The 15,556-nt window shown below is 39.1% G+C and carries 11 protein-coding genes and 1 pseudogene; 6 read left to right on the forward strand and 6 right to left on the reverse strand.

The window, feature by feature from the left end:
• Positions 1 to 788: pseudogene (locus D0T84_RS18195) on the forward strand (hypothetical protein); the annotation flags it as partial.
• Positions 789 to 932: 144 nt separating this feature from the next.
• Here the strand turns inward: D0T84_RS18195 and D0T84_RS18200 are convergent.
• The gene (locus tag D0T84_RS18200; protein WP_163309283.1) at positions 933 to 1,307 is read right to left on the reverse strand and encodes a hypothetical protein; all 375 of its coding nucleotides are present in this window, start codon (positions 1,305 to 1,307) and stop codon (positions 933 to 935) included.
• 572 nt (positions 1,308 to 1,879) lie between these two features.
• Between D0T84_RS18200 and xrtK the strand changes: the two genes are divergently transcribed.
• The 3 genes from xrtK to D0T84_RS18215 all read left to right on the forward strand — a co-directional run bounded on the left by xrtK (position 1,880) and on the right by D0T84_RS18215 (position 6,117).
• On the forward strand, positions 1,880 to 2,413 hold the full coding sequence (gene xrtK, locus D0T84_RS18205) for an exosortase K (RefSeq protein ID WP_163309284.1): 534 nt from the start codon (positions 1,880 to 1,882) through the stop codon (positions 2,411 to 2,413).
• Positions 2,391 to 5,270, forward strand: a complete 2,880-nt coding sequence (locus tag D0T84_RS18210) for an MSEP-CTERM sorting domain-containing protein (RefSeq protein ID WP_163309285.1) — start codon at positions 2,391 to 2,393, stop codon at positions 5,268 to 5,270. The genes xrtK and D0T84_RS18210 overlap by 23 nt, the downstream gene beginning before the upstream one ends.
• A 199-nt stretch (positions 5,271 to 5,469) precedes the next feature.
• Positions 5,470 to 6,117 carry a thiamine diphosphokinase gene (locus tag D0T84_RS18215; protein ID WP_163309286.1) on the forward strand — a complete coding sequence of 216 codons (648 nt, stop codon included), beginning with the start codon at positions 5,470 to 5,472 and terminating at the stop codon, positions 6,115 to 6,117.
• A 70-nt stretch (positions 6,118 to 6,187) separates the two neighbouring features.
• Here the strand turns inward: D0T84_RS18215 and D0T84_RS18220 are convergent, their stop codons facing one another.
• Together D0T84_RS18220 and D0T84_RS18225 are read right to left on the reverse strand one after the other, a co-directional pair.
• Positions 6,188 to 6,616, reverse strand: coding sequence for a SufE family protein (locus D0T84_RS18220; protein WP_163309287.1), 429 nt, complete (start codon positions 6,614 to 6,616; stop codon positions 6,188 to 6,190).
• Positions 6,617 to 6,628: 12 nt separating this feature from the next.
• Positions 6,629 to 7,624, reverse strand: coding sequence for a M28 family peptidase (locus D0T84_RS18225; protein WP_163309288.1), 996 nt, complete (start codon positions 7,622 to 7,624; stop codon positions 6,629 to 6,631).
• 406 nt (positions 7,625 to 8,030) lie between these two features.
• Between D0T84_RS18225 and D0T84_RS23085 the strand changes: the two genes are divergently transcribed.
• A complete protein-coding gene (locus D0T84_RS23085) occupies positions 8,031 to 8,156 on the forward strand; it encodes a hypothetical protein (protein ID WP_255495467.1) in 126 nt (41 codons plus the stop codon).
• A gap of 425 nt (positions 8,157 to 8,581) precedes the next feature.
• On the opposite strand, the gene D0T84_RS18230 is transcribed toward D0T84_RS23085, so the two are convergent.
• From D0T84_RS18230 to D0T84_RS18240, 3 genes are all read right to left on the reverse strand, one after another.
• Positions 8,582 to 10,327, reverse strand: coding sequence for a hypothetical protein (locus D0T84_RS18230; protein ID WP_163309289.1), 1,746 nt, complete (start codon positions 10,325 to 10,327; stop codon positions 8,582 to 8,584).
• A gap of 125 nt (positions 10,328 to 10,452) precedes the next feature.
• Positions 10,453 to 12,408, reverse strand: a complete 1,956-nt coding sequence (gyrB, locus tag D0T84_RS18235; RefSeq protein WP_163309290.1) for a DNA topoisomerase (ATP-hydrolyzing) subunit B — start codon at positions 12,406 to 12,408, stop codon at positions 10,453 to 10,455.
• 494 nt (positions 12,409 to 12,902) lie between these two features.
• Positions 12,903 to 13,661: a glycosyltransferase family 2 protein gene (locus D0T84_RS18240; protein ID WP_163309291.1), complete on the reverse strand. Its 759-nt coding sequence runs from the start codon at positions 13,659 to 13,661 to the stop codon at positions 12,903 to 12,905.
• Between the two features lie 278 nt (positions 13,662 to 13,939).
• On the opposite strand from D0T84_RS18240, the gene D0T84_RS18245 reads away from it, so the two are divergent.
• A complete protein-coding gene (locus tag D0T84_RS18245; protein ID WP_163309292.1) occupies positions 13,940 to 15,349 on the forward strand; it encodes a prealbumin-like fold domain-containing protein in 1,410 nt (469 codons plus the stop codon).
• Positions 15,350 to 15,556: the final 207 nt, after the last annotated feature.

Raw genomic sequence — 15,556 nt, forward strand, 5'->3', positions numbered from 1 at the left:
TTTGGGTGGATATCTGCCGGAATGGCAGATTTTTAGAACCGATTTCTAATGGATTTAGAACCGGATTACTGGGTGGGGATGCTCCGGATTATGCAGAAGGGATAAGAGATACATTAAAAGAAGCATTGGAACGAGTTACTTATTCCCGATACCTTGATAAAAATGGTAACAGGAATTATTTTGCTATTGATAACTATTTTGATGAAGAAAGGGTAAAAGGTTATTATATAGACCCTTCCCGATTACTTGCTACTTATGAAAACTCCCCTATGTTTACAGTCAAATATCAACATATTAATGAGCCTTTGGGGGATGATGACAGATTAAAGATAACTAAAGCTGAAAACAGGAGGGAAAGAAGGCTTGCTATTATTGAGCAACTTAACTTACTAAACGGCGAAAATGGAGGATATGATGAACCACTATTCAGAGAATTTCGTGATTCACTTCATAAACAAGACTCTTTAATAGTTGAAGCCTACGAAGAACTAGGAGAAGATTTTGCATTAAATAATATCACATCTGATAAAACAATGAATCTGGCATTAATAAAACATCGCAGTGAGCAAGGACAGGACAAATTTGCAATAATGAGTTCTATATATGCCGTTTTTAAAGAAGGAAAAAAGTATGCAGTAAGTTATATAAGAGAAGAGATTCGCAAAATTTATAGTTCTTACGGGGATAATACCGAATATCAAGCTACTAAATTAAAAGAGTTTTTTGATGTAAATGATAAGGCTTGGAAGAATCGTAAACGTGCTTATCTACTTATAAAGAAGCTATAGTAATCAAAAGACTATACGCAACATTTTTTATAGAATATTGGTTTTATACCCCCAGAAATGAAAATGTTGTACACTCTTGATTTTTGAACAAAAAGTACCTCTTTCCTTAATTATTTATTGTTTGGGGAAAGAGGTATTGTTTAACTACCAAAAATCATTTTCACTTTCCCAGAATTGTTCTTTCTCTTTTTCTATTAAATTTTCTATCTGTTGAGAATCATTAGATTCTCTGCTCGCTAAAATTTTATGATATATATTGTTTAGGAAAAAATCTTGTTCTGAAAGATGATATAACCCAAATTCCGAAAAAAAGCTATCCATCCTTTCGCATTTCTTTTCTCCTTTCCATTTGTCAAAATAAAATTCTTCTATCCATACTTCTTTACTTTGATTTAGTATCTCTCTAGCATCATTATGAAAAGCTAAGTAAGAATCATCGTTCATGAAATCTTCACGTCTTCGTCCTACCAGATGATCTGTATAAAGCCATTTTCTATAAGAATCTCTTTTGTTGTTCAATGTGTTATATTTAAAGGATTCTCTACAATTAACTGTTTTTCAGAGTGGTAAAAATGTAGTTTTTAGAGAATCTTTTACACAAAAGGAGTTTTAGCAACTTGTCTTAGTCATAAAAATTAGAAGTTTGTCATTTCAATATTCAACGGTTCGTTAAATAATTACTTAATATTCTCATTTTTTTAATGAATTATATTAACAAAAGTTAGCACAAAAAAATCAACCAAATAACTGATTTTCAGTAGCTTTAAACAACTTACACATAGAGTAACAATGAATATATCAGCAGCACTTGACCAATATAGAGGTATCTGTAGCGATGTCTTAATCAGATATAGATATACTACGAAGTTAATAGGTACACAAGCCTATCAATAAGATGTCCGAAAGAAGATGCAAACAACGACCTGTAACTTGAGGGTCTGTAACTTCAGCAAAATAGGGGGAGCGAAGATAACATTTCTACAAGTTATGATGAAATTTTGGCGCGGTTGCCCTGAAATCCTTCAAAAAATTTGGATAATTAAAATCAATCATATTACTTTGCATCTCAAAGTTCTTTTTATTATCTGCTTATGAAAAATAGTTTTGTTTACTTATCCATTTGTCTGGTTATCTTTATCGGATTAAAATTCATTTTTCCGTATCTGAGTACCGGCGCTTTACAATTCTTACTAGCACCTACTAATAAGATAATTTCATTTATTTTTAATTCAACATACACATATAGCAGCGAAACCGGCTACTTCTATCCACATCTGGATATTGTGATAAATAAGTCCTGCTCAGGTTTCAATTTCTTTTTTATCAGTTTCCTGATGTATTCATTCCTGATTATCAAAGCAGGGATAATCAATAAATGGCTCAAAATCCCCTTTGCGTTATGCCTTGCCTACGCAACAACTATCGTTGCCAATGTATCACGGATTGCCGGATACATGGTTATGATGAATATACAATCGCCCCTGCTTTCATTGTCCGGGCTATCATGGCTGCATCAGGCTGAAGGCATCGTTGTGTACCTCACATTCCTGGTTATAGCATATCTTACATTCAATCATATCTTAAACAAAATAGAACACAAATATGAGAAAGCTACTCAATCCTAAATGGTTATTCCTGTCGAATACCCTGCCCCTTGCCATACTCTTATTCCTTGAATGGAGCGAGTTCAAGATCATAAAAAGCCTTTTGAGCGAAACAAACATTACCCTCTGGCACACGTTCGCAACCGCCCTCATTATGCTGATGGTGTGTAATGCGGCATACGCCCTCATTCAAATCAGGCGTAAGAAAAGGCTCGACCTCATATATTGCATCGTATCCCTGATAGCTTATATTAGCTACATATATCTTTATTACTACAATTCGGATGGCATAATACCGTTCAGCATCCCCGACTGGATGATTTCAGGCAATATATTCATGTATGTAGGTTCTTTCCTGATGCCCACACTGATACACTCACTGTTTGCCACCGTAGTAATATTAACACCTGATGCAAAGAATGAAAAGGCATGGCAAAACATCCTTTTGGCAGTACTTACACCGATGATATTCTATGCATTCGGTGTAGTAATATCCAGCCTGTGGAACGGAAGTTCGTCCATTGGCAGCGATATGTTTGTATTGCTCGTCGTTCTTTTAACCGCGATATTCCTGTTTTTTATACTGCGCTTTATCTATATACTGATATCCAAGCGCAAGTTGCGCGAATACCGGCTGATGTGGAAGATACCCATTGCCCTCGTTATGCCGCTAATAGGACTGACCATCAATACGCTCTTCGACAATATGTTCGGGGACTTCTCCGGCATATGGTTTTACATCATTACATTTGCAAATGCGATCCTGCTATGTATACCGAATCCGGAGGATGGAAAACTCCGTCTATTGATGTTCTTTGGCAGATGGATTACATTCATTTACACCTTGTACTTCTTCATTATATTCCTGCCGTTCCTGCCATTCTCCATGTTCGCGATCATCCTTGCCGGACTAGGATTCCTGATGCTTACGCCACTGATGCTCTTCCCTATACACCTGAACGAACTGGTAAATGACTTCGGATTCCTCAAGCGAATCTATAAAAAGCGGACAATATACCTCACAGCCTTAGCAGGACTGTTGGTGCTGCCTGCCGGAACTACTGTGAGTTACCTGTACGACAGAGTAATGCTTAACAAGACGCTTGAGTATATTTATAGCCCCGACTACTCTAAGGAATACAAACTGAGCGCGAATGCGGTAAACAAAATGCTCTCAACGATAGATCACCGGGCTAAAGGCAGGGATATGTATTTCTATCGGTCTACCCCGTTCCTGTCCAGCTACTACAAATGGCTGGTAATGGACAATATGAACCTCTCCCAATCGAAAAAAGACATGATGCGCGACCTGTTCAACGGTTCTTCCTACGACAACAGCAGGGACAGGACATCGGTACGCAGGGGTACTACAGACATTAAGATTACAGACATCGGCCACCATAGCGAATACGACACCGACAAAAAAGCATGGATTAGCTGGATAGACCTCACTATAAAGAATGGCGATACACCTCTGTGGAACGCTGAATACAAAACATACATAAACCTACCCGAAGGATGCTGGATAAGCGACTATTACCTGTATGTAGGCGATGTTAAAGAACCGGGCATCTTGGCCGAAAAAAAGGCTGCCACATGGGTATTCGACCAGATAAGGTCAGTAAACCGTGACCCCGGACTTTTGCGCTACCTGCACGGCAATCTGGTCGAGTTTAAAGTGTTCCCTTTCCAAAAAGAGGAAATCCGGCGCACAGGCATAGAATTCATACACAAAGACCCTGTGGAAATAACGATAGACGGATACACGTTAAGCCTGGGAAATTCGATAATACAGCAGCAAGTCAGCAATAATTCTACAGTAAAGACCGAAGATGTTATCTATCTTTCCACCACAGATAAGAACAAACTGGAAACTGTGGAACGTAAACCATATTACCATTTTATTGTCGACGTTTCTGCCAATTGGAACGACCCGAATCAAACATGGTACGAATACAATCATCGGTGGAGTCCCAAAGGACTATCGGATCAAATAAAGGAAAGCAGGCAGGCTAAATATGCCAAAGCTATCAACAATCTATTCGACAAACACCTTATCGATACAAGGAAAGAAGATGCCAGAATATCATACACAAATACATATATCAAAGAAGAGAACCTAAGTCCCGATTTGGGAAAAAGCATATCGAAACAGGTCTTCGAAGGTGGTTTTTTCCTCGACCGTGCTATAAAGAAGATACTCTTCGATGCATATACTAATCCAACGAATGCATATCCCGTAATAGTGGTTGTCAGCGACAATATAGACAAAGGGATAGTCAATCAGGGGCTGGGCGATTTGAAATTCACTTATCCCGAAAGTGATTACTTTTACTCTATCGGGAATGACTCATTGCGTTCCCATAGCTTTGAGAGCGGAACAAAAGTTGTCTGCGACAATATAGACTCTATACCGCTCCATACTGTGAAGGCGTGGCCCAATCCTGCTAATCCGGCAGTTTATCTTCCCGACGACAACAAACCGTCAATCATCCTTGCGAACAAGGATAAAAGTATAGCCGTCATCCACAATGACATCAAAGAGAAAGACTGGATATCGGGACTGCGGATGCAGGCGCAATGGATGTCGCAGGTATTACATCCCCAGACAGCCGACAGAGAATGGCTGTCGCTCATCCAGAATAGCTTCAAGTCGCGGATAATGACACCTCTTACGTCATACATTGTTGTAGAAAACGAAGCCCAGAAAGCAATCCTCGAAAAGAAACAGGAGGAAGCCCTTTCGGGAAACAGGTCTCTCGACCTGACTGACGAAACACAGCGCATGAGCGAACCCGATCTGATTATAATTGCATTCTTATTTGGTCTCTTTATCCTGTACTACAAACAGAGGAAAAAGAGATGTAAAGTTACTTAGATTTTTTTAGACAGCAGTCCTACCCCTAGGCTGCTGTTTTTTTATGCAGGAACGGCTGTCAACAAAGCTTATTCTTTTTTCTTCCAATATTCTGTCCCTAACGCGACATCGATTATAAAGCTTTTTTATTCTGCATATCAAAAATTAATCCTAAACTATTTACTAATTTTACAGCCTATATATATATGATAATTTTAGAATGAAAAAATACAATCTGCCCTATATTAATCAACAAACAGATACAGTCATACTTGCCAACGGTAACTTTCCTGCCAATCCTTTAGCCTTATCTATACTCAAAAACTGTGAGTATCTCGTTTGCTGCGACGGGGCTACCAATAACCTGACAAAAAGCGGTATCGACAAAGTGCCCGATGCCATAGTCGGAGATTGCGATTCGCTTTCGGAAGAAAACAGGAGGCGTTTTGACGGCATTATCCACCGTATCCCCGAGCAGGAGACAAATGACCTGGCCAAAGCTGTACACTTTTGCGTACAGCATGGTAGGAAAAGAATTACCATACTGGGAGCAACAGGCAAACGCGAAGACCATACAATAGCCAATATCAGCCTGTTGTGCGAATATATGGACAGTGCCGAAGTGGAGATGGTAACAGACTACGGCGTTTTTGTAGGTACCGGCTCCGGTTCCCTGTTCGAAAGTTATGCGGGACAGCAGGTCTCGCTGTTTTGCATAGATAGCTGTACGGTTACATCGCACAACCTGACGTATCCCATCGAAAACAGGGTGTTTACAAACTGGTGGCAGGCAACCCTCAATGAATCGACAGGTAATGAGTTCCAGATAGATACTGACGGACGAATGATTATTTACAGGGCGTTTTAAGAGTTATGAATTATAAATTATAAATTAAGAATGAAATATAAACTCATAATTCATAACTTATAATTCATAATTATTGTCCTTCTTTTGCCTTATACGCCATTGCATAAAAACGGATTTGTTTTATCATGGAAACCAGCCCGTTGGAACGAGTGGGCGAAAGATTTTCCTTCAATCCTATTTTCTCGATAAAGTACAGGTCGGCATTGATGATCTCATCCGGAGTGCGGTTCGACAACACTTTAATCAACAAGGCGATAATACCTTTGACTATCACGGCGTCACTCTCCGCTTTAAAGACTATTTTGCCGTCTATATAGTCCGCTTGCAGCCATACACGGCTTTGGCAGCCTACAATAAGGTTATCCTCCGTTTTGGACTTATCGTCCAGTTTATCAAGAGAATTTCCTAATTCGATCAGTAACGCGTAACGATCCATCCAATCGTCAAACATCGAAAACTCTTCTACTATCTCGTCTTGTACTTCGTTTATTGTAGCCATTTTTCCCTCTGTTTATTTTTCCTTATATACGACTTCCAGAACTGTTTGTCCTACAGCTTTCAGTGTTTCTTTGCTTATATTGCGCATATCATCCTTCTGTGTATGCCACGAATGGAAGAAACCATGATCCATCTCTTGCCTGTAATCGATAATATCAATGCTAGGTATTTTACGAATCTGATTCACAGGAACATGATCATCTGTAACTCCTCCTCCGTCTTTGCCTATGAAGAACTTTCCATAACTTAACTGTCCGGCAGTCCTCCACACCTTTTCTACAACATTGGCGGCATACGCTCTGGATATTTCTTCTTTATAGAAAGTAGCGCCTTCGGCGCCGACCATATCCAGTAATATACCAAACCTTGCCTTATAGTTAGGTACATGAGGTTTTTCAGACCAGTATTGTGAACCCAGACACCATGTATTTCCTTCTATTAGGGACTTTTCAGCAAAATCAGGTATCCCGTAATCCTCGGCATCGAAGAAGATAATATCAACTCCCACTTCCGGTGCTTTTGTCTGCATTATACGCCCTATCTCCATCAATACACCTACCCCGCTGGCACCATCATTCGCGCCTAACAGTGGCTTTTTATGGTTTGCCGGATCCGCGTCCTGGTCCGAATACGGGCGTGTATCCCAGTGTGCGAAAAGCAATACACGGTTTTTCTTATCCAACCCGTAAGAAGCTATTATATTACGCGCGTTCAGCTTCGTACCATTGTATGCGGTCAGAACCATCTTTTGCTCCTGTACTTCAGCGCCGAAGCGCTTCATCTCTGCCACCAGATAGTCGCCACAAGCCACATGTTCCGCTGTATTCGGTATACGGTAACCAAAGGAAACCTGTTTGTCCACATAAGCATACGCGCTATCGGCGTTAAAATCGGGTGAAACCTTTTGGTAAGATTCGGCGGTCGTTGTATTTTGAGTTGTTTTACCGCAAGAGCAGGCTATAAATAGCAAGGCCATGCATGTTGTGATGTATATATTCTTTATTGTCATTGTTTTTTGTTAAAATTTAGAATCTGTTTAAATTTTATAGCAAGTCTTTTTTATAGCTATTTTTAGATGGATTTTATCATTTTTGCCAGCCGGTTTAGCGGGCTAAACCAAGAGTAAAAAGGGAATTGAAAATCGGCGGAGCCAAAAAGACGCTAAAAAGAGCATAAAAAAATTGCTAAGAACTATTGACCTGAGCCTGTAATAAAAATTTTCGCTAAAATTTAAACAGGCTCTTAGATACAGCGTACAAATATAGAGATTAGTTGCGAATATATAAAGATGCGAATGTGTAATTCTGCAAATGTAACCTGCGAACAAATAGTTGTAACCGAGCATTATTTGTTACATACCCGCTTATGTATCGTAATTGTTAAAAAGTAACTATATTTATCGTTGCCAGTTAATTATGCCATTGCTACTTAAAACGTTCTATTATCCTGCGCGCAATCACAGATTGCTTGCCTTACTTTTGGCCGAAGCTCCAAAAGTAAGCAAAAAAGCATTGCGCCCCGCTTCGCCGTACGCTTGCTAACGGCGCTGGCTGACGCCTGATTTGCAGGGTCATCTATCCCAATGTCATCAAGTTAAAGAAATCTTATAGTCTGTCATCCTGAACGATAATGAAGGATTTCTTTTCTTAAAAGCACTTTGTCTACAAGGGATGCTTCGTACCACAGCATGACAAAGAGGAAAAAAGCTTAACTTAATGACATTGAGGGCTATCCTCTGTCTTGACATTGTGTTGCAACTCCGTGCATAAGTTCCGTTGGTGGGTCGCCGAGAGACAAAGCTCTAGCCTTTTACTTCCTTTTGGTAAGAAAAGCCATCCTTAACGCACAACAAACAGTAGCAAGAGAAAGAGGGTAAGACATAAAGGGACAGGCTACAAATATTTTTTGCAGCCTGTCTCTTATATCGAAATTATGTCATTATACTTGGGGGGTATGAAACAACGATCTACTCTTTAGGTCTGAAACCGTCCTGTAAGGTTCTACCTCGTGATTCGATTGTATGAATATCCGGTCCTCTTGTATGTTTCTTTAGTAGTTCCAGCGACGTAGCAGGCAAGACATCATAACATATCCCCTGAAGAGTGTCTGCTGTAATATATAGTATAACATCGCCCATCGGGTACTCTGTATATTCCTGAGGTATACGCCTTGCCTCCGCCTGATTTTTAGAACTATACGGCATATACAATGCTGAATAAAACGGAGTGCGGCCTTCTTTTACCGAAACAGGATAAAGTAGCAGGTAATAATTAAATATACGCTTAAATGAAGTAAGCAACATTATTGTAGCAAAAAGTAAAACTACGATACCCGACATCTTCGGATAACATCTCTCTTTTGGAATAAATAGGGAGATGATCAAAAAAGTCATACCAAAGAATGCGCCATTAGCGAAACGAAAATCTGGCGCTAATGCATACCAATAAATTACATATACCAATAAGGCTGCGTATATCCAATAATAACTCTTATGCAGATACTTCTTCTTTATTGTCCTATAGCTAACGATGAACAGAGACAATATTGTAAGAATGCACATTATCATCATTATCAAGACTGTTATAAAAAATAATTTATTGGTACCAAATCCATATTTTATAAAATAGCCAAATGTTACAAAATCATTGAACCCGCCGCGGGCAAAGATAGAAATTCCGAAGGATTCGAAGTCAACCACATCTTTATCCAGTTTCCAGTCAAAAGAGAAAATATCTATTGCAGACAAAGGATAAAACAGATAGCCTGTTATTACCACTGTGCGTATAATCCAAGGGACGACAGCCAATAGGGCAAGAGAAATAAAAATTATAGAAGTTTTATAATTCTTTTCCTTAAGCAGATAAAATAAAACGCCCAAACTTATTATCGCAATAGGAGCTGACGACACCTTAAATGTGAAAAGCGAAACAGGCACAATAAAATACAATAAACTACTATTCTTAAAAATATCGGGATACAAAACCAGACGGGCTACCAAATAGAAAATAAAAGTATTGGGAATAATATCAGTAGAGGAGTCTGTGATATAATCAATATTGACAGCAAAGAAGAAAAAGAAAAGAATTAATAATATGATTCGTTTCAACTCAAAATTACTTCTGATTAACTCGGAAAATATCCACAATAAGACCAGCAAGACCGGCACCGACTGAAAAGTATATATGGCTTCTCCAAAGAGGAAGCGAAAGGTAAATATAGCACTAACCAGCAGAAAGTTAGAGTTAAATCCAAAGCGGCTTTCAATATTTGCCAAACCGGGAACGACAGCAAATTCTTCGTTCCACCTGATATTTTGGTAGTGGTAGAATGTAGCATCAAATAAATGTCCGGCCCAACTCATATAAATAAGGAAGGCAAAAACCGAGATTCCGATCAACAGCCAATTCCGCTTTGATATGGAATCAACAATATATCGCACCCTGTTTACTATATTTATCCGTTTCTCTTTGTTGAATAGCCAGTAAACAATAGATATACCTATATATGCAAACAGCATATAATGATTTGAAGGCAACCATAAAGATGTTATGGATAATAGCCCGGCGATAAAACATGTGCCTAACAGGAATAAATCAACAAAGTTGTATTGCGTATCTTTTTTACATAGATGATTTATTAAGGAAACAAATATACTGCCAAAGGAAATAACTGTAAATAAAATTATTATCCACGAGAAAAGTACAACTACCATAACATGAGAATAAAATTAATAACCAGAACCTTTCGTTTCTATTTTGAGATTTTCTATAAAACAAAAAATAATTTAATCCCCCTAAAAGGGATTAAATTATTTTCCTATTATTTTATTTATATTCCTTATGCATCTATCTTGGCATAAGTAGCATTTTCTTCGATAAACTCACGGCGCGGAGCTACATCTTCGCCCATCAGCATGGAGAATATATGATCCGCTTCGGCAGCATTCTCTATGGTTACCTGACGCAGTGTACGATGTTCCGGATTCATAGTCGTATCCCACAGCTGGGACGCGTTCATTTCTCCAAGACCTTTGTAACGCTGTGTATGCACCGCATTCTCGTCCCCGTCGCCATACTTGTCTATAAAGGCGCGGCGTTGACGGTCATCCCAGCAGTACTCTTCTACTTTACCCTTACGCAGCAGGTATAGCGGCGGTGTGGCAATATAGATATAGCCTTTCTCCAACAAGGCTTTCATGTGTCGGAAGAAGAAAGTTAGGATCAATGTGGCAATGTGGCTTCCATCCACATCGGCATCGGTCATTATCACCACTTTATGATAACGAAGCTTTTCCAGATTCAACTCCTTTGAGTCTTCTTCTGTACCTATCGTTACACCCAGCGCTGTATATATATTCTTTATTTCTTCACTATCAAGGACTTTGTGAGGCATTGCCTTCTCCACATTCAGTATCTTACCTCTTAATGGCAGGATAGCCTGAAATCCGCGGTCGCGTCCCTGTTTGGCAGTACCACCCGCCGAGTCTCCTTCGACAAGGAATATTTCACAATTAGAAGCATCTTTACTCGAACAGTCAGCCAGTTTACCGGGCAGGCCTCCACCGGTAAGCGGCGATTTACGCTGTACCAGTTCGCGGGCTTTGCGGGCTGCTGCGCGGGCTGTTGCAGCAAGGATTACTTTTTCTACAATAGTCTTAGCCTCTTTCGGATGTTCTTCGAGATAAATAGCCAAAGCCTCTCCTACTGCCTGATCTACTGCGCCGATAACTTCATTGTTACCCAGCTTGGTTTTTGTTTGTCCCTCAAACTGAGGTTCGGCAACCTTGATGGATACTACGGCTGTAAGGCCTTCGCGGAAGTCATCCCCGCTAATTTCCACCTTTACTTTTTCAAGCATTTTTGTATCATCGGCATACTTTTTCAGTGTACGCGACAGTCCACGGCGAAATCCGGTAAGATGTGTACCTCCTTCTATTGTATGGATATTATTTACATACGAATATACATTCTCGTTGTAAGACGTGTTGTAAGTCATCGCCACTTCTACAGGAACGCCCTGTTTTTCGGTAACGATATGGATGACATCATCTATCAACGCTTCTTTCGAAGCATCTATATAACGTACAAACTCCTCAAGTCCTTTTTCGGAATAAAATATATCGGATTTATATGATCCGTCTTCCTTTTTCTGGCGTTCGTCCGTCAATGACAAACGTACTCCGGCATTGAGAAATGCCAGTTCGCGCAGACGTGAAGCCAACGTATCATACTTATATTCGGTAACCGTAAAGATAGTATCGTCAGGTTTGAATGTAATAATCGTACCGCTATTTTTTGTTTCGCCTACTTTCTCTACGGCAGTCAACGGTTTTCCACAAGAATACTCCTGCACATATATATATCCCGGCTTATGCACCTCGGCACGGAGATGAGACGAAAGCGCGTTGACACAAGATACCCCCACACCGTGAAGACCTCCCGATACTTTATATGTACCTTTATCGAATTTACCTCCGGCATGCAACACTGTCAGTACCACCTCCAGGGCAGACTTCTTTTCCTTTGCCATTATATCCACAGGGATACCACGGCCATTATCTTTTACCGATATTGAATTATCCTCATGTATGATAACCTTGATTTCATCGCAATATCCTGCCAATGCCTCGTCAATGGAGTTATCCACTACTTCATACACAAGGTGGTGCAATCCTTTCTCACTTATATCGCCGATATACATCGCTGGTCTTTTTCTTACAGCTTCCAGGCCTTCAAGCACCTGGATATTCTGCGCGGAATAAGATTCGCTTGCAATTTTTTGGTTCTCAGTCATATCTGGTTTTTGCTGTTTAACAGGCGAATAGCCGCCCTACGTTTTGCGTTTAAAAATCTAACAAATATACGATTTTTTATCGGGAAAAGCAAGAAAAAAAGGAATGTAAGGCCTCCCTTAAAATACCGATTCCCTCATATTCTTATTTAAACTATCCCTTCTAATATAACAAGTTCATCTTAAGCCTTTTGTCATATAAACAATCATCGGAAAGATGTTAATTGTAACACGTATGTCCAGATTATACACAAAACCATAATTAACCCTAAACGGGGTTTTCCCCAAGAGAAGAATAATCATTCCTGACACTATCCCCCATATAATATAAACAGGAATAAATGCAATGGTATATATAACCTTTTCTTTTACTTTTAGAAACTGTTCAGATTTTATTCGTTCAAATTTTTAGTTTTATTTCAGGCTTTTTACAAAGAGGTAAATATCTTCTAAAAGACTAGAAACTAATTTTATAATAATGGCTTAAAAGTGCTAAACTACCATTTCTTTATTACCTTATTTATAATCTTTTTAAAGCCTAAAATACATTTGTATTCTTTATACTTTTTGTCTGTTATAAAGCCATATTTGTGCTGTATTTTATAATAATCTTCATAGAAGTCAAAATAAGAGGATGAAATGCCTCCCAGGCGGAAATTGGAAATAACCACATCCACTTCTTCCAGCGTTACGCCTTGGCTTACACATCTGCAAATGAAATCGTAATCGGCTAAAACCCTTACCGATAAGTCAAAAGCTCCATATTTTTCATATACGCTCTTTGACACAAAGAAAGTAGAATGTGGCAGTACACTTTCTGAAATGAAGGAGGCTCCGCGGCGCTGTACATTAAATATTTTATCATCTTTCCATACGCGCTCTATACCATATATCATGGCATTATCCCGATCTACTTTGGCATCAGTAAATTTTTTCCACATTACTTCCAATGCATTATCCTCATACCAGTCGTCCGAATTATTAATCCCGATCAGTTCTCCTTCCGCTAGGGATATTCCTTTATTCATGGCATCATAAACACCTTTATCAGGCTCGCTTACAATGCGTACCGTTACTCCTTTTTCTTCAAAGGCAGGAATATAACTTCTTATCTTATCCAGCGTTTTATCTTTTGATACTCCATCAATAATTATATATTCGAAATCAGAAAATGTTTGCCTCAATAAGGCATCTACAGTACCATGAAGTGTATCTTCCGAATTATATGTTGGTGTTATTACCGAAACTTTTGGCATAGTTATTTGTTATTAACGTGGCGAACAAAGATACATCTTTTTTATAAATGTGTATAGCTTTATCCCTGTATATTTAAAATGCAGGCCTGCACACAATTATAAGATTATCACGTGTTTATATTTTTATTTTTAACATTATTAAAAAGAACAAATCTTACATTAAGTATGTTTTATTTATAGAATAAGACGTTGTAATACATTATGTTGGCTAAATGCCTAGCCAGACCTTAACTCATTTCTCAAGACTAGCTAACTTGCTAAAATTTAAAAAAAAAGAAATGAAGACTAAATTTTTCGTATACACATGTATACTCCTCATGACCGCAGCACTACAGGGATGTAGTGATAGCGACAACAGTAGTTCCAGTGGTATTTCACTCACAGCCAAGGAAATCAATAATGGCTCCCTAATCAACGGAGGGGAATACCGGGTATTAAACAGTAATAACCAAGTTATGGGTACTTATACCCTTACTTCCGGAACAATGAATATTACAGATTTACCGGCAGGTATTTATGTAGTGGAAGAAACAAAAACTCCCGATGGCTATGTAGCCAGCCAAAAGCGGGTAGAAGTTATTGTAAGAAACTCAAGCGTAGAGGTATCCTTCTTGTATATAAATTCTCAGACAAGAACTATACCGGATTCTCAGCAGCTACAATTCTATGATCTGAGAGGTTATACGTTGCTGGGCGATTATAAAGCCACACGTATAGGCGAATATTATTGGATTGACAGGAATTTTGATCATAAGATTACTGCGGGCAATGGTTTCGAAAACGATGTTCCTATCACGCAGGATTTACTTAACAAGTATATGGAACATGTGCGTATCGACCCTCAATATTACCAGATACCGGTCATTGACGACTTCGAAAAATATTATGGAAGGTACTATAGCTATCCTAGTATAGATTATATGAATCAACATTGTTTTATGGCAGACGAAGACGGAAACAAAGTCGAGGGATGGAGATTGCCTGTTCCGGCCGATTACAGGCAGCTATTCGCCATGTGTCCGTTCAACACGTCGCATGATCCTGTCCATACCACTCTCAATGAACGAGATGTACGCTTTACCCTAGGAACAAGAGCCGGAGAAAATCCTTTAGCATTTAACATTGATCAGGGTAATAATAGTCCGTACAAAGTCTATTGGTTCGGAGCATCATTGAATACTAATATGTATGGTTTCAACCTGATGCCCGGAGGTGCGCGACTGAATGGAGATGGTCCGTGGTGTAATGGATTAGGCCCTAATGGTGGCTGTTATAGTGATGGAAAATGGGGTGATATATATCATTTGTTTTATACAGCAGACTTTGCCGTACAAAACTCTGACAGAACATTTGGCGCTGTGATTATTCACGATTATGTAGACACCAAAGAGTATGAAACGTATCATTATCTGAATGTGCGCTGGTGCAGGCCTCTTACCGATGCCGAATTAGGATATAAGCTATATATCAATGCTGATCAAACAGATATTAAGAAATTGGACCTCAATGCAGCAGCTCCTAGTGGATATACAGAACTACCTCATGGATATATACGAGGATTCTATGTACAATATATGCTAGACAAGCCCAATACAAATATTACTGTATCTGACATTGTCAATTATGCTAAAAACGTAGAAGATAATTACGTATACGAAAACAGAGGCAACTCAAGTGTTATCTTATAACAGCAGTATCTAACATATCTTATTATAGAAGTAGAGGGATAGCCAGTTGGTTATCCCTCTTTATTATATAGCCACTGGCTATGCTATCCAAACACAAAAAGTCCCCATAGACTTACCTATGAGGACTTCTCTTTTAAAACGGCGGTAACCTACTCTCCCACATACTTGCAGTACCATCGGCACGACCGGGCTTAACTTCTCTGTTCG

This window comes from Dysgonomonas sp. 521 (genome assembly GCF_010501055.1).
GTDB lineage: Bacteria > Bacteroidota > Bacteroidia > Bacteroidales > Dysgonomonadaceae > Dysgonomonas.

Excerpts from the sequence above, each read along its gene's own strand:
- D0T84_RS18210 (WP_163309285.1), top strand. The coding sequence starts at position 2,391 with ATGAGAAAGCTACTCAATCCTAAATGGTTATTCCTGTCGAATACCCTG.
- D0T84_RS18230 (WP_163309289.1), bottom strand. The coding sequence starts at position 10,327 with ATGGTAGTTGTACTTTTCTCGTGGATAATAATTTTATTTACAGTTATT.
- D0T84_RS18215 (WP_163309286.1), top strand. The coding sequence starts at position 5,470 with ATGAAAAAATACAATCTGCCCTATATTAATCAACAAACAGATACAGTC.
- D0T84_RS18240 (WP_163309291.1), bottom strand. The coding sequence starts at position 13,661 with ATGCCAAAAGTTTCGGTAATAACACCAACATATAATTCGGAAGATACA.
- gyrB (WP_163309290.1), bottom strand. The coding sequence starts at position 12,408 with ATGACTGAGAACCAAAAAATTGCAAGCGAATCTTATTCCGCGCAGAAT.
- D0T84_RS18245 (WP_163309292.1), top strand. The coding sequence starts at position 13,940 with ATGAAGACTAAATTTTTCGTATACACATGTATACTCCTCATGACCGCA.
- D0T84_RS23085 (WP_255495467.1), top strand. The coding sequence starts at position 8,031 with ATGCCATTGCTACTTAAAACGTTCTATTATCCTGCGCGCAATCACAGA.
- xrtK (WP_163309284.1), top strand. The coding sequence starts at position 1,880 with ATGAAAAATAGTTTTGTTTACTTATCCATTTGTCTGGTTATCTTTATC.
- D0T84_RS18225 (WP_163309288.1), bottom strand. The coding sequence starts at position 7,624 with ATGACAATAAAGAATATATACATCACAACATGCATGGCCTTGCTATTT.
- D0T84_RS18220 (WP_163309287.1), bottom strand. The coding sequence starts at position 6,616 with ATGGCTACAATAAACGAAGTACAAGACGAGATAGTAGAAGAGTTTTCG.